The organism is Streptomyces sp. NPDC005262 (genome assembly GCF_042872425.1).
Classification (GTDB): domain Bacteria; phylum Actinomycetota; class Actinomycetes; order Streptomycetales; family Streptomycetaceae; genus Streptomyces.
Genome location: NZ_JBIAKK010000025.1, coordinates 63587 through 81283 on the forward strand (window position 1 = coordinate 63587; position 17697 = coordinate 81283).

Annotated in this window: 19 protein-coding genes and 2 pseudogenes; 12 read left to right on the forward strand and 9 right to left on the reverse strand. The window is 68.2% G+C overall.

The window, feature by feature from the left end:
* Window positions 1–4 precede the first annotated feature (4 nt).
* The gene (locus ACFYP5_RS36700; RefSeq protein ID WP_389044001.1) at window positions 5–574 is read right to left on the reverse strand and encodes a type 1 glutamine amidotransferase domain-containing protein; all 570 of its coding nucleotides are present in this window, start codon (window positions 572–574) and stop codon (window positions 5–7) included.
* Between the two features lie 934 nt (window positions 575–1508).
* On the opposite strand from ACFYP5_RS36700, the gene ACFYP5_RS36705 reads away from it, so the two are divergent.
* From ACFYP5_RS36705 to ACFYP5_RS36725, 5 genes are all read left to right on the forward strand, one after another.
* On the forward strand, window positions 1509–1883 hold the full coding sequence (locus tag ACFYP5_RS36705; RefSeq protein WP_389044004.1) for a DUF2255 family protein: 375 nt from the start codon (window positions 1509–1511) through the stop codon (window positions 1881–1883).
* A 56-nt stretch (window positions 1884–1939) separates the two neighbouring features.
* Window positions 1940–2605, forward strand: coding sequence for an SDR family NAD(P)-dependent oxidoreductase (locus tag ACFYP5_RS36710; protein WP_389044005.1), 666 nt, complete (start codon window positions 1940–1942; stop codon window positions 2603–2605).
* Between the two features lie 290 nt (window positions 2606–2895).
* A complete protein-coding gene (locus ACFYP5_RS36715) occupies window positions 2896–3105 on the forward strand; it encodes a ferredoxin (RefSeq protein WP_389044007.1) in 210 nt (69 codons plus the stop codon).
* Window positions 3095–4468 carry an NAD(P)/FAD-dependent oxidoreductase gene (locus ACFYP5_RS36720; protein WP_389044010.1) on the forward strand — a complete coding sequence of 458 codons (1374 nt, stop codon included), beginning with the start codon at window positions 3095–3097 and terminating at the stop codon, window positions 4466–4468. The genes ACFYP5_RS36715 and ACFYP5_RS36720 overlap by 11 nt, the downstream gene beginning before the upstream one ends.
* 31 nt (window positions 4469–4499) lie before the next feature.
* Window positions 4500–5705, forward strand: a complete 1206-nt coding sequence (locus tag ACFYP5_RS36725; protein WP_389044012.1) for a cytochrome P450 — start codon at window positions 4500–4502, stop codon at window positions 5703–5705.
* A gap of 214 nt (window positions 5706–5919) precedes the next feature.
* Here the strand turns inward: ACFYP5_RS36725 and ACFYP5_RS36730 are convergent, their stop codons facing one another.
* Complete coding sequence (locus ACFYP5_RS36730; RefSeq protein ID WP_389044014.1) at window positions 5920–6534, reverse strand: GNAT family N-acetyltransferase; 615 nt, start codon at window positions 6532–6534, stop codon at window positions 5920–5922.
* 206 nt (window positions 6535–6740) lie between these two features.
* Here ACFYP5_RS36730 and ACFYP5_RS36735 point away from each other — a divergent pair, with 206 nt between their 5' ends.
* A complete protein-coding gene (locus tag ACFYP5_RS36735; protein WP_389044017.1) occupies window positions 6741–7874 on the forward strand; it encodes a PP2C family protein-serine/threonine phosphatase in 1134 nt (377 codons plus the stop codon).
* Window positions 7875–8067: 193 nt separating this feature from the next.
* Here ACFYP5_RS36735 and ACFYP5_RS36740 read toward each other — a convergent pair whose 3' ends face one another.
* Window positions 8068–8499 carry a DUF6083 domain-containing protein gene (locus ACFYP5_RS36740; protein ID WP_389044020.1) on the reverse strand — a complete coding sequence of 144 codons (432 nt, stop codon included), beginning with the start codon at window positions 8497–8499 and terminating at the stop codon, window positions 8068–8070.
* A 319-nt stretch (window positions 8500–8818) separates the two neighbouring features.
* Between ACFYP5_RS36740 and ACFYP5_RS36745 the strand changes: the two are divergent.
* Window positions 8819–9276 (forward strand): annotated as a pseudogene (locus ACFYP5_RS36745) (aminoglycoside phosphotransferase family protein); the annotation flags it as partial.
* Window positions 9277–9298: 22 nt separating this feature from the next.
* Window positions 9299–10396 (forward strand): VOC family protein, encoded by a 1098-nt coding sequence (locus ACFYP5_RS36750; protein ID WP_389044023.1) that lies wholly within the window; start codon window positions 9299–9301, stop codon window positions 10394–10396.
* A gap of 21 nt (window positions 10397–10417) precedes the next feature.
* On the opposite strand, the pseudogene ACFYP5_RS36755 reads toward ACFYP5_RS36750, so the two are convergent.
* Window positions 10418–11292, reverse strand: a pseudogene (locus ACFYP5_RS36755) (IS5 family transposase).
* A gap of 251 nt (window positions 11293–11543) precedes the next feature.
* Between ACFYP5_RS36755 and ACFYP5_RS36760 the strand changes: the two are divergent.
* Window positions 11544–11891 (forward strand): hypothetical protein, encoded by a 348-nt coding sequence (locus ACFYP5_RS36760; protein ID WP_389044025.1) that lies wholly within the window; start codon window positions 11544–11546, stop codon window positions 11889–11891.
* Between the two features lie 141 nt (window positions 11892–12032).
* Here the strand turns inward: ACFYP5_RS36760 and ACFYP5_RS36765 are convergent, their stop codons facing one another.
* Window positions 12033–12635 carry a GNAT family N-acetyltransferase gene (locus ACFYP5_RS36765; RefSeq protein ID WP_389044026.1) on the reverse strand — a complete coding sequence of 201 codons (603 nt, stop codon included), beginning with the start codon at window positions 12633–12635 and terminating at the stop codon, window positions 12033–12035.
* 54 nt (window positions 12636–12689) lie between these two features.
* Between ACFYP5_RS36765 and ACFYP5_RS36770 the strand changes: the two genes are divergently transcribed.
* Window positions 12690–13549, forward strand: a protein-coding gene (locus ACFYP5_RS36770; protein WP_389044028.1) for an IS5 family transposase whose coding sequence is annotated in 2 segments (ribosomal slippage) — window positions 12690–13041 and window positions 13041–13549 — 861 coding nt in all. Because the reading frame shifts where the segments join, the coding sequence is not laid out codon by codon here.
* Window positions 13550–13705: 156 nt separating this feature from the next.
* Window positions 13706–14071 (forward strand): DUF4440 domain-containing protein, encoded by a 366-nt coding sequence (locus ACFYP5_RS36775; protein WP_389044030.1) that lies wholly within the window; start codon window positions 13706–13708, stop codon window positions 14069–14071.
* A gap of 143 nt (window positions 14072–14214) precedes the next feature.
* Here the strand turns inward: ACFYP5_RS36775 and ACFYP5_RS36780 are convergent, their stop codons facing one another.
* On the reverse strand, window positions 14215–14994 hold the full coding sequence (locus ACFYP5_RS36780) for an aquaporin (RefSeq protein WP_389044033.1): 780 nt from the start codon (window positions 14992–14994) through the stop codon (window positions 14215–14217).
* Window positions 14995–15032: 38 nt separating this feature from the next.
* A complete protein-coding gene (locus ACFYP5_RS36785; RefSeq protein ID WP_389044034.1) occupies window positions 15033–15347 on the reverse strand; it encodes an ArsR/SmtB family transcription factor in 315 nt (104 codons plus the stop codon).
* A 431-nt stretch (window positions 15348–15778) separates the two neighbouring features.
* On the opposite strand from ACFYP5_RS36785, the gene ACFYP5_RS36790 reads away from it, so the two are divergent.
* Complete coding sequence (locus tag ACFYP5_RS36790) at window positions 15779–16198, forward strand: arsenate reductase ArsC (protein WP_389044035.1); 420 nt, start codon at window positions 15779–15781, stop codon at window positions 16196–16198.
* Between the two features lie 168 nt (window positions 16199–16366).
* Here the strand turns inward: ACFYP5_RS36790 and ACFYP5_RS36795 are convergent, their stop codons facing one another.
* Window positions 16367–16789 (reverse strand): hypothetical protein, encoded by a 423-nt coding sequence (locus ACFYP5_RS36795; RefSeq protein WP_389044038.1) that lies wholly within the window; start codon window positions 16787–16789, stop codon window positions 16367–16369.
* A gap of 152 nt (window positions 16790–16941) precedes the next feature.
* A complete protein-coding gene (locus ACFYP5_RS36800; RefSeq protein ID WP_389044039.1) occupies window positions 16942–17550 on the reverse strand; it encodes a DJ-1/PfpI family protein in 609 nt (202 codons plus the stop codon).
* Window positions 17551–17697: the final 147 nt, after the last annotated feature.

Here is a 17697-nt window from a genome sequence, read left to right on the forward strand (position 1 = left end):
ATGGTCAGTGAGCGTTCACGTCGAGCGCTGCGTCGATCTCACGGAGGAACGGCCCCAGGTCACCTGGGTTGCGCGAGGTGATGAGGGGCCAGCCGCCGGAGTCATCCTTGATGACTGGCTCGTCGGCCCATTCACCGCCGGCATTGCGGATGTCGGTCCTGAGTGACGGGTAGGAGGTAAGTTTTTTACCTTCGAGCACACCCGCTTCGACCAGGGCCCAGGGACCGTGGCAGATGGCTGCTACAGGGCGTCCGGTCGACGTGAAGGAGCGGACGATGTCCGTCGCCGAGGCCTCCCGACGCAACCTGTCGGCGTTCAATGTGCCACCGGGCACGAGCAGAAGGTCGTAATCGGCCGGGTCGACTTCCCTCAGAGTGAGTTCGGGACGAACGATTTCTCCGGGAGCTTCGTCACCGACGAGGGTCTGAACGTCGCCCGCCGACACTGCAGCAACATCCACATCGGCGCCCCAGCCCCGCAGGTGTTCGAGGGGCACCAGGAGTTCGTCCTGCTCGACACCGTAGTTCGTGACGATAGCCAGCACGTTGCGCATGCTCACGTCGTTGTCAGACATTTCCAGATCCTCTCGGGCCGGAACGTCGGTCCGCCGGGAGCCACGTGCCGTCATGGGATCCCCGCTCCTGCAGCGACAGTGCAGCCAATCACACCCTTCACCTCAGCCGGTGATCCGTCCGGCCGAAGCGGGCCGGGCGTGGACACGGTGGCGTTCCTTGCGAGGTGCGCACGACCCCCTCGTCAGAATGCACGCCCGGCGCCCCAGGGTCGAACGCACAGTGGGCGTGAGAGGCGGGAAGCCTCTGCGCTTGTCGCCGACCACGCGCTGAGCTGGGAATGGGCTGTCGAGGCAGCGATATCTGTACCGCGTCTCCACTGGAGAATCGGTCCGCCGGTTCGTCCGCGATGCATATCGGCACGGCAATCCGAACGGTGGTACCCGTCGCGGTGGAGGCGTCGCTGCTCGGGGCAGTCGCGTCCCACCTGCCTGCCTGCCTGCCTGCCTGCAACCAGCGAGCCCGCCGGATTGGGATCCGCCACCGTTCGCAGTTCGCTGGAAATGGACGAACGGCGCGCCATCAAGACGCTCCTCAGGCCCTGACCACAGCAGGTCGGCCCCCGCTCAGGCTTGCCCTGGTAGGGCCGGGCCGCATCAGCCGTCGGCACGCCCGGACGCGCGTCGGTTGCCGCCGTAGGTGGGCAGGTCCGCCTACGGCGGGGTGAGCTCGCGCGGCAACCGGCCAGGAGGTCCCGGACGACCTTGGTGTCGTCCTCTGTGTTGTCCTTGGTTCTGTTCACAAGATCAGGCTGAACGCCGGGCACGACAGCTGGGGGTTCCGCCAGTACCTGCAAGAACCTGCTGATCGCGGCCCGTCCGGCGCAAGGGACCGGTACGGGGGCGATGATGCCGGCCGGGCATGGACGCCCACATCACGGTGCCCGGCCCGACCCGCTGCGACCCACCACCGCGCAACCCGGGAGGAGCCCGACGGATGATCACCTGGACACCGGACGAACTGTCCCGAATCGCGAGCGCCGACGAACTGAGCATCCAACCGCGTCGCGCGGACGGCAGCTTGCGCCCACCGACGCCCATCTGGGTCGTGCGCGACGGCGACAACCTGTATGTGCGCGCCTACCGTGGCCGCAGCGGCGCCTGGTTCCGCACCGCCCGGGCCACCCACACCGGCCACATCTCGGCCGGCGGCGTCGACCGGGACGTGACCTTCACGGAAGTCGACGACCTGGCGCTGGCGGAACGCCTGGACGGCGCCTACCGCACCAAGTACGCCCGTTACAGCGCATACGTTCCGCCCATGATCGCGGACACCGCCCGTGCCGCGACCCTGCGTCTCACCCCCGCCTGACACCCCGCCCCGTCTCCGGCTCACCGCAGCAGCGAACCCTTCGTGAGGAAGTCACCATGACCACTGTCGCCATCATCGGCGCAGGCCCTGGCCTGGGCCTTGCCACCGCTCGCCGCTTCGGGCGCGAAGGCCACGACATCGCCCTGATCGCCCGCACCCCCCAGCACCTCGACGACCTCACCGCGGTCCTGGCCGAGGAGGGCGTCCGCGCCCAGGGGTTTGCCGCCGACGTCAACGACCCGGATTCCCTGCAGGCCGCTCTGGACGCTGCCGCCACCCTGCTCGGCCCGATCGAGGTTCTGCAGTACAGCCCGCTCCCCCACCGCGACTTCATGAAACCGGTGCTGGACACCAGCTCCGGGGACCTGGCCGCCCCGCTCGCGTTCTCGGTGCACGGCCCCGCAACGGCCGTACAGCAGGTCCTGCCCGGAATGCGTCAACTGGGGCGCAGCACCGTCTTGTTCGTCAACGGCGGCACCGCGGTACGCCCGCACCCCGACCGTGCCGGCACCTCCGTCGCATTCGCCGCCGAGAGCGCCTACGGCCAACTGCTGCACGACGCGCTGCAAGCAGAGAACATCCACGTCGCCCAGCTGATCATCCCTGGTGCCATCACGCCCGGGGACCCGCGCAAGGACCCCGGCGTGCTCGCCGACACCCTGTGGCAGCTGCACACCGGCCGCGGCCCGTACCGCACGTTCGCCGAACCCCTGGACGCCTGACTCCCAACTCCTTGCCGCGAGGCGATCCGGAGGTCACACCCCAGCCATGGCCACGCCACCGACGCCACGCCACTGGTCCAACGGGCCGAGCGATTTTTTGACCGGTTGGGGGTCGGTGGGTTTCCGTCGACGCTGAGTCCCCGTCCTGCGGACCTCCTGCCACCCCTGCGGGAACCGCAGAACGAGTGGCGAGGCGGGTCCGCGGAGCGACACAGGCGTGGAGGGCGCCCGGTGCGATACCGGCGTAGAAAGGGAAGTGGACGCCGGGACGACTCAGGGAGTGACCAGCGATGCAGGTTGTTGTGGACCTCACGCGCTGCCAGGGCTATGCGCAGTGCGTGTTCCTCGCGCCGGAAGTGTTCGAGCTGCACGGTGAAGAGGGGTTGCTGTACGCCACGACCGTCCCCGACGACCAGGTGAAGCGCGTGCGCCAGGCTGCTGCGGCGTGCCCGGTCCAGGCCATCCTCGCCGGCGAGGGGGTGAGCGCCCGTGCCCGGTGACCTGCGGGACGGCCGTATCGTCATCGTCGGCGCGTCGCTGGCCGGGTTGAGGGCCGCGGAGACGCTGCGCGAGGAGGGCTTCACCGGCACACTCACCGTGGTGGGGGATGAGCCCCGTCCGCCGTACGACCGCCCACCACTGTCCAAGCAGGTACTGCTGGGCAAGGCGCCGGCGGACACCACGGCGCTGCCGATGCGCCGGGACCCGGACGCCGACTGGCGGCTGGGAGTAGCCGCCACCGGCCTGGACCCGCTGGAGAAGCGGGTGATGCTGGCCGACGGCGAGTCGCTGCCGTTCGACCGGCTGCTCATCGCCACCGGGACCCGGGCGCGCCCCTGGCCCAACCCGGACGAGGCCTCCCTGGACGGGGTGTTCACCCTGCGCACCAGTGACGAGGCCAGGGGCCTGGCCGAGCGGTTGGCCGCCGGGCCAGGTCGGGTACTGGTGATCGGCGCCGGCTTCACCGGTTCGGAGATCGCCTCGGCCTGCCGGGAGCGAGGTATCGAGGTCACGGTCGCTGAACGCGGCCCCGCACCCCTGGTGGGCGCACTCGGCGGCACCCTGTCGAAACTTGCGGCCGTCATGCATCGCAACCACGGCGTGGACCTGCGCTGCGGGGTGACGGTCACCACCCTGCGCGGTGACGGGAGCGGCCGGTTCGCCGGTGCGGACTTGTCCGACGGGAGCCGTGTCGACGCGGACGTGTGCGTCGTGGCGTTGGGCGCGGTCCGCAACGTCGAGTGGCTGTCGGAGTCCGGGCTGGCAGCGGGTCCGCGCGGAGTCGCATGCGACGCCGGCTGCCGGGCCTTCAACATGTACGGGATCGTCACCGACGACGTCTTCGTGGCCGGCGACGTCTCCCGGTTCCCGCACCCGCTGTTCGGGTACCAGATGCTCTCCCTGGAACACTGGGGCAACGCCGTCGCACAGGCCGAGGTGGCGGCCCACAACATGGTCAGTCCGGGGCCTCTGCGGCGCCCGCACCTCGCCGTTCCGACGTTCTGGTCGACCCAGTTCGGGCTCAACATCAAGTCGGTGGGCGTGCCCACCTACTCCGACCACGTGGTCATCGCCCAAGGTTCTCTGGAGGCGCGCCGCCTGGCCGTGGTCTACGGCTTCCAAGGACGGGTCACCGCCGCCGTCACCGTCGACATGGCCAAGTCGCTCGACTACTACAAGCACCTGATCGAGACGGCCGCTCCGTTCCCGCCCCCGCCCGGCTCGGCGGACCGTGCGATCGCGGCCGACATCACGATTCCGTCCGATGTACCGGACCCGAGCGGGCTGTCCCACGGCCCCACCGTGGCCCTCACCGGTCACCTGCCCGATCGCCGGCTGACGGTGGTACAGCCCACCCGCTGACCCACGTCCCGCCCGACCACGAGGAGCCACCATGGACTCCGAGACCTTGCTGGCACGGATCACCGACTACGCAAACCGCCCCAACCCCTACCCGCTGTACGCGGAACTCCGCGAGGCCGGTCCCGTGGTGCGGCAGGCAGACGGCAGCTATCTGATCGGCACCTACCACGAGATCGCCGCTCTGCTGCACGACCCTCGGATCAGTGCCGATCCACGCGTCCGCACCGCTCCGTCCCCGTACCCGTCCGGTGAGACGGTGAAGCCGCCGTTCCTGCGGCTCGACGACCCCGAGCACCACAGGCTGCGGACCCTGGCCATGCGCCCGTTCGGCCCGCCGCACAGCCCTGGCCGGGTCGACGCCATGCGTGGCGAGATCACCCGCATCACCGGGGAACTGAGCGAGGAACTCCGGGACCGCCAGCAGATCGACATCGTCGACGACTTCGCCTACCCCCTGCCCATCACAGTCATCTGCCGACTGCTCGGCGTCCCGCGGGAGGACGAGTCGCTGTTCCAGGCATGGACCGACGCCATCGTCGCGTCCGCCGACATCGGGCCCGAGGAGGACACCACGGAACGGGACCAGACGGGCCGCCAGGCCCGGCAGGAAATGGGCCTGTACCTGGTCAACCTCGCTGAACAGCGCCGTGACCGGCCCACCGACGACATGCTCTCCGCATTCGTGAACGAGCCGGATCCGGCCCTGCGGCTCAGCCGCGAGGAACTCGCGGAAACCACTGTGCTGTTGTTCATCGCCGGGCACGAGACCACGGTCAATCTGATCACCAACGGAGTCCTCACGCTGCTGCGCCAACCCGAGCAACTGGACCACCTTCGTCGCGAGCCCGGCCTGCTGCCGCGGGCGGTGGAGGAACTACTTCGCTACGAACCCCCGGTCCACATGCGCGAGAGGGTCCCGCACGCCGACATCGACATCGCCGGCACCACGATTTCCCAAGGAACGTCCGTCGTGCTGGCGCTGGCCTCGGGCAACCGCGACCCGAGGCGGTTCCACGAGCCCGATCGGTTCGATCCCACCCGGCCGGACAACGAGCACTTCGGCTTCGGCAGCGGCATCCACCTGTGCTACGGCGCGCCCCTCGCCCGCCTCGAGGCCGAGGCCGCGCTGGGCGCGCTGCTCCCCCGCCTGACCACGGCGAGCCTGGCCCAGGACCCGCCCCCGTACCGGCAGAACGCGATGCTCCGCGGCCCCCGCCACCTTCCCATCCACCTGTGATCGGCTACGTGGCCGGCAGGCGGGAGGGGCGGTATGCCCCCGTACGCCGCTCGTCAGACCCGGCGCTCTTCGGCCTGGGGACGATCGAGGGGCCGCGCAGAGCGGATACGGCTTCCTCCAGAGTGCGGTTCGTGGTCTCGGGCATTCGTCGTCAGGTGTGAGCAGTGGGTTCGCGCCGGTCGTGGGTGGCTGGCCGCATTGGCCCGGTTGAGCCTCAGGGGCGGCGCGCAGGAGGGCTGCCCTCCTTCTCACTTGCGGAGCTGTGGGGGAAGTTCGTGAGCTGTCCTGCTGTTCGTGCCATCTCGGCAGTGATGGCCCATCGCTCGTGATCCCTCCATTCGCCATTGACGTACTGGAAGGCAGTCGAGTAGCCCTCGCGCTGGAAGCCCAGACGTCTGACGAGGTTCAGCGACGAGGTGTTGTCGGGCTGGATGTTCGCCTCCAGTCGGTGCAATGCCAGGGGGCCGAAGGCGAACTGGACCACGAGCCCCAGCCCTTCGGTCATATAGCCACGGCCGGTCGTAGAGGCGTAGGAGGTATAGCCCAGGGTTCCGCTCTGGAGAGTGCCCCTGGCGATGTTGTTGATGTTGACGCCGCCTACGATCGCGCCGCTGCCGCGCAGACAAATCACCAAGCCCTCATGGCTGGGCTGTCCGGACCGCTCAAGGTAGCTCTTGAACGGTTCCACTGTTTTCTCGCGGGCGCCGAGCCAGCGGCGAAGCATCTCAGCACTGTCCTGGGCCAGCGCTGTGAGCTCGTCGTAGTCCTGGCGGCGGACGTGGCGTATGACTACTCGCGGCCCTTGCAGGAGGTGACTGGTGATTGCCATCCGGGGATCCTACGCAGCTCCTGCTCGGGCACACGTCCGGTGGCTCGCGACCAGGCGGACCGCCGTCCGACGGGGACCATCCCTGTCGGGTGGCCTGACCCTCCCTCCGGTTTTCAGCGCAGGACCCGCGCAGATCCGCCCGCACGCTCTGACACTTCGTCACCCGTAATGCGAAGAAACAGATCATATGTGCATAAGGTTCCCCTATGTCACATGCCGGTGAAGGGGGTGCGGGAAGGATCAAGCGGCTGCCGCGGTGGCGTCCTCGGCCCGGCAGCGACAGGACGTGGGTCTGGTGGCTCCCCCTGTGGCTGATGGCCGCGGACGTAGTGGTGGACCTGGTACTGGTCCAGAACCGCGAACCGCTGAGCTTTCTGCTGGTCGGAGCCCCACCACTGGCTGCGGCCACCCGGAGCCCACGGCACACCGCCGCGATTGCCGTCGTATGCCTGGGTATGGAGATGTGGCTGGCATCCCGGCGCCCCGGGCACTTCGAGGAACAGCACCACCTGGCCCTCTACATCGCCACTGTGCTGATCGGTATCGCCAGCGTCGCACTGTCCCGACAGCGGATCCGGGGCGAGGCCAGCCTGGTCCATGCCCGCTCCGTTGCCGAGGCGATGCAGATGACGCTGCTGCGCCCGTTCCCGGAACAGCTCGGTCCGGTGCGGACAGCGGGGTTCTACCAGGCGGGCGTGGGCGGCACGCTGGTCGGTGGTGACTTCTACGAACTGTGCGAGACCCCATTCGGTGTCCGGGTCATCCTCGGGGACGTACGCGGGAAGGGGCTGGATGCGGTTCAGACGGTCGCCACCGTCCTGGGGAGCTTCCGGGTATCCGCCCACGAGTGGAGTGACCTGAGCCGGCTCGCCGAGCGCCTGGAACTCAGCATCGCGCGCAATTCCGGATGCCCGGACGGCGACGAGGAACTGTTCGTCACAGCCCTCCTTCTGGAGTTCCCACCTGACGGAGGCTCGGTGAGGGTCGTCGACCGCGGGCATCCGTCACCGCTCATGCTCACACCGCACGGAGCGCAACGGCTTCAGACCGCCCCTGGCCTGCCTCTGGGCCTGGGCGAACTGGGCCCCGTGAGCGCCGAGGTCACCACGCATCCGCTGCGGTCCGGGGACGTGATCCTTCTGTACACGGACGGGGTGAGCGAGGCCCGGAACGCGGGTGGCGAGTTCTATCCGGTGATCGACCGGCTGACAGATCACTTCTGCGACGGCCGCAGGGCCTTGGATCCAGAGGCTCTCGTGTCCTTCGTCAAGGCGGACACGGAAAGGTGGTCGGTCGGGGCGGACGACGACCGGGCCGTGATCGCTCTCAAGCTCACATAGCAGTCCGGGGGCTGTTCCGACCCCAATCCACGGAGTCGGCCCAGGGCGTCGACGCAGACGTGGAGAAACGGCGGACCGTGCCCCGCCCCAAGCAGTGACCGGCGGGCTTTCCGTAGCCCGGGCCCCATGCGGGACCAGCCACCCGATGGTGGAACCCGACGCCGGACGAGGTATCGGGATGATCACGCGGACGTCAGCCCGCGTCAGGGAGGTACCGGGCGTCGGGCAGGTTGAACAGGCGCTGCGCCCGCCGTTCGTTCTCCCGCCGCAGCATGGTGGTCCAGGGCCAGGGGTCCTCTGGTTCGATGTACGGGCAGGCCATGCGGTGCGCGATGCGGCACCTGGCGCCGGGAAGGGGCTCGGCGTCCCACAGGTTCATCGCGTTCCCGTTCGGAGTGATCATCCAGCGCCGGCGCGGGGGCGCGGTGTGGGCGGGGACGACGATTCGGGGTTCGAGGAGGACCCAATGCCCCTCGTGCAGGGTGGGGAAGCGGTCTTGGGGCAGTGCGCAGTGCGGGCAAACCGGTGGTGCGGGTGGTGATGGGGCGGTCGCGCCCTCGAGGACGGCCTGCAGTGCGCTGTCGGGTCGGTCCGGTCGTTCCGCGGTGTTCTCGGTGTCCCCCATGCCCTTCAGGGTCCGGACGTGCTGTCCGCTGCGGTAGGACGCGAACCGGCCGTGTCGGACGGTGGAGAGTCTGGCCGGAGCGCCGTGCGCCGCCACACGAGGCGTACAGCGGCACAGCAGTCCAGCTGGGCCAGGCCGAACCGCGATCGCCGGAACGGTCCATGGGGCGTTCCAGGTGGTGCTCCCTCCGGTCGGTGCCTGTACGTCGGCAGAAGGGTGGTGGGGTTCAGGTCTGGCTACCGGTGAGGGCGAATCCGTACTGCAAGCAGTGGTGATGCCCTGGGCCGTGGCTCGGGAGCAGGTGTACAGACGGCGGACGCACGCACTGTCGCGTCACGTGGTGGACGCCGCTGTAGCGACCGTCCGCGAGCTGGGCCGCGTGCAGCCGGACACCCTCATCCACGGCGACCTCCACGCCCGAAACATCCTGCGCGCCGACCGTGAGCCATGGCTGGCCGTCGACCCCCCAAGGGATACGCAGGAGACCCTGCTTACGACAGCGGCATGCTGCTCAAGTCGCGTGCCCTGACGCTCCTCAAGGCCGACGACCTTCGCAAGGCTGTCCACCGCACGCTGTACGTCTTCGCCGAGGCCGCGGAAATCGATCGCGAACGCGCCCGACGCTGGGCCCAGTTCCATGCCGTCCAGGCTGCGTTCTGGGGCCGCCGACACGGATTCCGTGCAGCTCGCAGCGGATCACGACTGGACTGGCTCACCGAATTCCTGGACCACCTGGCGGAGTTGCTCACGGATGGCACCCAGAGCGTGTCTCTTTGATGGCTTGGCCAGTTGACCGGATGTGTCCGCCCGGCTGGACGATCCCGAGGTCTACGGCCCTGTTGTGTATGAACTGTCGCTGGCATCGGCCTTGCCCCAGGGGCTTTTGGCGCGGTATCAGATCGTGGTGGCGAGCTCACCGGCCCCGCCGTCACCCCCGCCCGCCTCGCCGGCGACGAAATCCGCAAGGAGCAACTGCGGCGAGCTGCCGATGAACTACACCACCGAAGCCCCGGCCGTGTGGGATCCGGCGTTTCCGGATGCCTTCCCGACCCTCCAACACCTGAATGTGGGCGGTGGCGTACGGATTCGCGGCGTCCCTCATGAGAGTCGGCCCTTGAGCACGCTTGTTGGCCCCTGCGTCCTGGGGCCTGTTTCAGATGTCCGCCAGACGGGTCTGACAGTGGGCTGCGAGGATGCAGGCATGGAGCAAATATTGAGTCGGCAGGAAGCGTCGGAGGCTGTCCACGACTACGGCTGGCGCTTCTTGCTGGGCACTTTGCGAACGGCAGTCCCGGTCGGATCGTTGGCTCAGGCGATCGGCTTGGCAGCGGACGCCATCGCGGTGTGCGGCAGCAACGCCGATCGGCACCTTCGGGTCGATGCCCGCCCCCAGCGGGTCGTGCTCACTCTGCAGTCGCTGGAGCATGCAACGGTTACCACCCGGGACGTCGAACTCGCGCGTCGGATCTCCGCCGCCGTCAACGAGACCGGGTTGCTGATGACGGAGCCCGAGATCGGAACGGGGGCACCGCGGTCAGTCCAACTCCTGGAGATCGCGATTGATGCGCTGGGCATCGCCGAGATTCGGCCGTTCTGGAAGGCAGTGCTGGGTTATGCCGACGAGGCGGGCGCAAAAGGACCGGAGGATCCGCTTGTCGACCCTGTTGGGCAGGGCCCGGCGATCTGGTTCCAGCAGATGGATCGGGCTCGCCCACAGCGCAATCGCATCCACTTCGACATCTGCGTTCCCCATGACGAGGCACCCCGGCGGATCGAGGCCGCGCTGGCGGCAGGGGGCCGACTCGTATCCGCGACCCGTGCCCCCGCATTCTGGGTGCTCGCCGACGTGGAGGGGAACGAGGCCTGCGTGACCACATGGCAGGGCCGAGACGACTGAGGTGTGCTTCGAACCTAGCGGTCACAGCCGCTCGTTGATGGTTGCTGCCAGCACGGTGGCCTCGTAGCGAACGGCGCGTTTGTCGTACCTTGTGGCCACCGCGCGGTGGCTTTTGAGACAATTGATCCCGCACTCCACCGCGTGGCACTCCTTATAGTCGTCCTTGTCGAACTTCGGTGGCCGGCCCCCGTGGGAGCCACGCCTGAGGCGGTTGGCGATCTGGTCACGCTTCTCCGGGATCGTGCAGCCGATACCTCGTCTGCGCAGGTAGACCCGGTTCGAGCGGGAGCCGTACGCCTCATCCGCGCGAACCTTGTCCGGCCGGGGGCGTGGTCGTCCCGAGCCGGGCCGGGGCACGCGGACGCGTGCCCAGCACGACCTGGAAGTGCGGGGAGTCGCCGCGCTGACCGGCTGTGATCACCATCGACATCGCCTTCTGGGCCTGCTCGACCGCCAGATGGATCTTCGTCGTCAGCCCAACCCGGGAGCGTCCGAGCCCATGGTCGGCGGGCTCGTCGAAGACGCCTCCGGGCGGCTCGACCTGCGAATCCCCTTTTAGCGGGCACCTTCCGCGTGCTGGTGCGCCCGGCAGACTGTGGAGTCCACCGAAATATCCCACGTGATCAGACCCTTCGCGTCCACCCGGGCCTGGAGTTGCTCGAAGATGCTGTGCCAGGTGGCGTCGCCTGCCAACGGCGGAACAGCCCGTACACCGTCTCCCACGGCCCATATCGTGCGGGCAGGTCCCTCCAAGGAACGCCGGTCCGCGTACGGAACCGTATCCCGTTGATCAGTTGCCGCTTGGTGTGAACCGGCGGCCGACCGGGCTTGATGCCCTTCGGCAGCAACGGCTCCAGAACCGCCCATTGGGTGTCCGTCAGATCTCCCCGAGCCACGAGAAGCGATCACCGCACCACTTGATCCACTTCTGAAACACGCTCGAGCCGGCCCGGATGCGGTCTGATGACCGAGTGGGGGCGTACGGCAGAATTTCACCATGACGTCTACGGGGGTCTTGGCCGAGTTGGAAGCTGGTGTGGCAGAGCTGTCCACGCCGATGCGGGTGTATGTGGCAGCTGGGCGGTTCACTGAGCCGGCACCCGATCTGCCAGAGCTGGCAGATCGAATCCGCGTGCTGCTGGCCTCGATGGCGGCTGAGGAAACCTGGCGGCGCTTCCTGCCCAGGTACGTCCCGCCGTCCGTACCAGAGATCTGCGCTTCTCTGGAACCGGTGGAGACGGGTGAGGCCACCTCGTTCCTGGCCCAGGTCGCGGCCGTCGACCTGGTCTGGGAGAGCCACCGACACCTACCCCTCGAGTCCGCCGAGCGCGCGGCGGAACGGGTTGTGTCCCTGCTCGGATCGGAGGCCAGTTGGTGGACCAATCACGACGTCGAATGCGGCGCAGTGAACAGGCTCACCCCGCTGTTCGACAGCCTGCTGGCGGGGACGGACGGTGCACATTTCGCGCTGGTCCTGCAGGTCGCCGACGACTGAGCGCCCCGCCCGCGCGAGTGGTCGTCAGGACCGGTCGAGGGCCTGCCTGGCCAGACGGGCCAGTTGGAGCCTCTCTCCTTGATGCTCTGAGGAGTGTCATGCCGGAATGGTCCGGGAGCTGGGCAAGTGCTCTTCGTCTGGTCAGGCATCCCAGGCGCGAGGGCGGTTCAGCGCTTCCCATTCGGGGCGGAGCAGGGAGAACACGGCACGGTCGTGGCGGCGGCCGCGATGGAGACAGGCGGCGCGGCTGATGCCTTCGTGTACGAAGCCGGATTTGGCGAGGACGGCGACGGCGGGGGCGTTGTCGGTGTGGGTCTCTGCCGTAAGGCGGTGCATCGGGAGTTCACCGAACGCCAGGTCGACCAGAGCGTCGAGGGCGTCGGTGCCATGGCCGTGACCGCGATGCTGAGGAGCCAGCATCAGCTCGACCTGTGCGGTGCCGTTGACGATGTTCTGGCCGCTCAGTGCGATATGGCCGATAGGGGTGCCGTCAGGGAGCAGGACGAGGAAGTCGTCGCGATCGTCGTCGCCATCTTCGCGCTCGATGCGCTCGCGCATCGCGGTGAGGGAGCGAGGCCAGATGCCGATTTCATAGGCGGCTTCCGGGTCGGATCGCCAACCATGCACGAGCTCGGCATCGTCGATGTCGACTGCAGCGAGACCGAGAGACCTGGCGCGCCAGGAAAGCTCCCTCTCTGCCTCTGCGTCATGGTCGTTGCCTGCGCTCTCGATGTCTTCGGCCATAGGCGGAGGCTAGGGAGTGTCTTCAAAGGGTGCTGATGAGGGATCATGTCGGGCATGGTGCGTCGACATGAGCTCTCGGATGCCGAGTGGGAGGTGCTGTCCGGTCTCCTGCCGAAAGCGGTGACGGGACGGCCGCGGCAGGATGACCGGTTGGTACTGAACGGGATCGTCTGGAAGCTCCGGACCGGTTCAGCCTGGCGGGACGTGCCTGAGCGGTATGGGTCCCGGCAGACGCTGTACACACGATTCCGCAGATGGGCCCTGGACGGCACCTTCACGCGGATGCTCCGGGCAGTGCAGACACAGAAGGACGCGAGCGGGGACATCGACTGGCTGGTGTCGGTCGACTCCACGATTACGCGAGCTCACCAGCACGCCGCCGGCGCCCGCAAAGGGGGGCGGACGGAGAGGACGAATTACATGATCACGCCCTCGGACGATCCCGTGGTGGACTGACCACGAAGGTCCATCTCGCCTGCGACGGCAAAGGCCGGCCCCTCGGATTCGTCGTCACCGGCGGCAATGTCAACGACTGCACCCGCTTCGAGCAGGTCATGGACGCCATCCGCATCCCGCACGCCGGTCCCGGCCGCCCACGCACCCGGCCCGACCACGTGCTCGGCGACAAGGCTTACAGCTCCCGCAAGATCCGCGCCTACCTCCGCAGGCGCGGCATACCCCACACCATCCCGGAGCGCTCGGACCAGAAGGCCAACCGCCGCAACCGAGGCCGTCACGGCGGCAGACCACCAGCGTTCAACAAGCAGCTCTACAGACACCGCAACGTCGTCGAGCGATGCTGCAACCGGCTGAAGCAATACCGCGCGATCGCCACCCGCTACGACAAAACCCGTGAATCCTACGAGGCGGCGGTCACCATCGCCTCACTTCTTCTCTGGATCCGACCCCTTTGAAGACACTCCCTAGGGGGGCCTTCAAGCCGCGGCCACCGGTTTTCTCCGCTCGGCGGCCCAGCGCCGCCGTTCCACGGCGTCGACGAGACGTCATTGCGGGTGTCGCTGCTCACCTTAGGGCTGTGCCGTGGTGGGGAACGTCCGTAGGGTCCGTACATGGCAGACGAGAGTGAACGTGCCGTTCAAGCGGCCGTCGAGGCGGAGATGCGGCTTCTCGATCCGGACGTGCGTGCATCGCCGTCCCTGGTCTCCGAGCTCCTGGACCCGGAGTTTCTAGAGTTCGGAGCGTCGGGGCGGCGCTGGGACGCGGCGTCGATTCTCACGGTGACGAGCGACGGTTCGGTGGCCCCCGAAGCTCCGGTCAAGATCAGTGAGGTGTCGGGAGCCGTAATCGCTCCCGGCATCGTTCATCTGACGTACTTGACCGACCACAACGGGCGCCGAGCAAGGCGGAGCTCCGTGTGGCGACTGACGGACGTGGGTTGGCGCATGTACTTCCACCAGGGCACTCCGACGAGCTGAGCGATCACTGCCGCTCATGTCAGCCCGTCTTGGGGGCTGGGCCAGGCAGCCGGCCGGACGCCGAATGCGCCGCCGAACCCACTCGCCGTGGGTGGGGAGCCCGGACCGGCCGCCGCCGATCAGTACCACCTGGGTCACCCGCGTCATACGGCGGGCTGCTCTGCGGCGTTCCGGCCTGGCATGAAGATGAGCGCCACCAGCGCCAGCCCCACCACTGCGCCGACGAGTTGCGCGCCGATGAAGCCCACGACAGAGTCCGGTGCGATGCCGGCGAAGGTGTCGGTGAAAGCGCGGCCGATCGTCACCGCTGGGTTGGCGAAGGATGTCGAGGACGTGAACCAGTAGGCGGCGCCGATGTACGAGGCGACGGCCGCGGGGGCGGTGCGCAGGCGGTCGGTGCGGGCCAGGCCGAAGATCAGCAGGATCAGTCCCGCGGTGGCGACGACTTCGCCCAGCAGCAGGTGCCCGGCCGAGCGGTCGTGCGTGGACCACTTCACCAGTGGCTCGCCGAACATCGCGTCGGCCAGAAGTGCGCCCGCGATCGCGCCGACGATCTGCGCGGGAACGTACACGGCCGCCTCCCGAAGGGTGACTCCGGCACCGCCGCGCCGGGCGGTCCACCACTCGGCCAGCGTGACGACGGGGTTGAAGTGAGCGCCGGAGACCGGGCCGAGCAGCGTGATAAGCACGCCGAGCCCGAAGACGGTGGCCAGGGAGTTGGCCAGCAGTTGGAGGCCGACGTCGTGGGTCAGCTCGGTGGCCTGGATGCCGGAGCCGACCACGACCGCCACCAGGGCCGCCGTGCCGAACAGTTCGGCGGCCGCCTTGCCAACCAGTGGGGTACGGGGCGGGGTGGCGCCCGGCGCAGGCTGCGGCTCGTCCGCCGTGGGGGACCCCGCGGCGGATTCGTGGGTGACGGTCAACAAGGACTCCTCGGTGTTGTCGCCGCGGGCGACGGGGATCAGGGGCAGGACCGCTTGACGTCGCGATCGGCAGTGGCGCGCGCGGTTTCCGCGAGGTCGGCGAACTGGCCGGCGAGGGAGGCGATGACGTCGGGCTTGAGCCGGTAGTAGGTGAACCGGCCGCAGGGCTCGGTCTCGACCACTCCCGCCTCCCGCAGCACCTTCAGATGGTTCGAGAGGTTGGTCTGCCTGGCACCCGTCTCCTCGACCAGATGCGTGGTGCAGAGCGTCTCCTGGGCGAGCAGGGTCACGATCCGGAGCCTGAGCGGGTCGGCCAGAACCCGGATCAGATCAGTGTCGACTGACGTCATCATGGGCTGATACTCTCACATCACTCCGAGCTGATACCAGCCCGGCCTGAACCCTGGGACCCCCCGGCGAGCGGATTGTCATGATTGGCCCCCACCTCCGCTCGGCCCGCAGCCGGCGGTCGCGCAGGCCACGACCGAGGCGGGCGCGGGCATCGCCCATGGCTTCTCAAAGCCGCTCACCGACGAGGTGGTCCAGGCGGCCGCCAACACCATCGACTGCGGCGACGCATGCCCGGTGATGCCCGGCCGTTGCCACCTCGACCGGCCCGTCGCCGCCCCCGAGGGCGTCCCATCACCGTCGTACGCCACGTCCGCCGCGTCCGCCACGGATCAGCATCCACGCCACCGATTTGCTCGACTCCCTGCCGAGCGCCTGAACCTCCGTCCCGCACCGCCGACCGAACTACTCGATCCACACAGTGAAGGATGAACCGATGCCCTCCAGCCCGCTCGCCTCCGTGCTCTTCGTCTGCGTACACAACGCCGGGCGTTCGCAGATGGCCGCCGGATTCCTCAACCACTTCGCGGGCGACCGGATCGAGGTTCGCTCCGCCGGTTCCATCCCGGGTGACCAGGTCAACCCGTCCGCGGTCGAGGCAATGGAAGAACTCGGCATCGACATCTCCGACCAGAGGCCGAAGATCCTCACCACCGAGGCCGTACAGGCGTCCGACTACGTCATCACGATGGGCTGCGGGGACGCATGCCCGGTCTTCCCCGGCAAGAAGTATCTCGACTGGGCGCTGGAGGACCCGGCGGGCAAGGGCGTCGAGTCCGTCCGTCCGATCCGCGACGAGATCAGGACCCGCATCGAGGGCCTGATCGCCGAGATCGACGCCAAACTGGAGGCGTGAGGACGGTAACCGCGGGAAGGGATCGTCGAAGCTCTACCTGACCGGGGCAACAGGCGCCACGGCGGGGCGTAGCCCCGGCCGGAGGGCGGGTCGGCGACCAGCCGGCGACGGCCCCGACGTCGCCGCCCCGGGGCTTAGGCAGTTCGGGCGGCTTGTTCCCCTGGGATGTCAGGAGCGCCGGGGACCCCGACGGCTGTTTGCCCGACGTGCCCTGCGGGCGGCCAGTACCCCCAAGTCGGAGCGCATGTGCGGTGGTACGACGAATTTCGGCAAGTTGAAGAGCACGACACTGATCTCGCACATCAGACATACCAGCACGGTCGCTGCTGCGATGAGGATGAGGGCGAGCCAGGAGCCGGTCATCTCGACATCCAGGCTCCCCGTGACGAACAGTATCGTGACGCCCCAGAGCGAGACAGCGGTGAGACCGAGGGACCGGACCTCGCCTCTCTTGACCTCCTTGCCGAACGGCAGGAACGAGAAGACAGTCGTGAAGTGGTCGACCAGATCGGCGCTCCGCCAGAGTTGGACGGCTCGCCACGTCATGAAGGCGGATCCGATTGTCCAGAAGAGCCCGATGAAGTACGCCACTTCGTGATCCCCCCGTGCCCCAGAAGCTTCTCACGCACGCGAGATGCCACCCGAGATCATGCCACTCCGCTCCGGAGCCAGGCTGACCCCTGCGTTCAGTCCGGGGTCGGCTGAGCCAACCACAGGCGGCCGCGATAGCCTGGTCGCGGGCGTCAGCGCAGTACGACCTCGCCCGCGTGGACGGCACGCACGGCGCGCTCGACGGTCTCCTGATTTTCGCCGACCGGAGCCACGTAGTCGATGACGTCGCGCGCGGCGTCCTCCCCGAGCGTTCGGGTGATCACCCACGTGGCGAGGTACTGGGACGCCAGGCAACCACCCGCCGTAGCGATGTTCCCCTCCGCGTGGAACGGCACGTCCAGCACGGTGACGTCGCGGGCTTCGACATAGGGCCGGCTCTTCATGTCCGTGCAAGCCGGCATGCCGTCCAGCAACCCGAGCCGGGCGAGCACCAGCGCGCCGGAGCACTGCGCACCGATCAGCTGGCGCGAAGGGTCGAGCGGCAGCCTCGAGATCAGCCGGTCGTCGGCGACCACGTCTCGCGCCTTCACACCGCTACCGATCAGCACGACGTCGGCTTCGGTCACGAACTCCATCGGGCGCTGCCCGGTCACCTCGACGCCGTTCATCGACGTGACCACCGGTGTCGGCGTCGTGATGAACGCTTCCAGGCCGTCCTTACGGCAGCGGTTGATCAGTGCGGAAGCGATGAAGCTGTCGAGCTCGTTGAACCCGTCGAAAGTGACCACGGCTACCTGCATCACAACTCCTTCACGCAAGAACGGCAGCGGGCCTCCAGTTTCCCTGGCGAGCAGTTCCGGGGCGAGAGCCAATCAGCGGCCGGTGGCATGCCTGCCGCCACTCTGCGTTTCGAGCTCCGCTCCTGAGTACCGTACCTATGGTCCCGC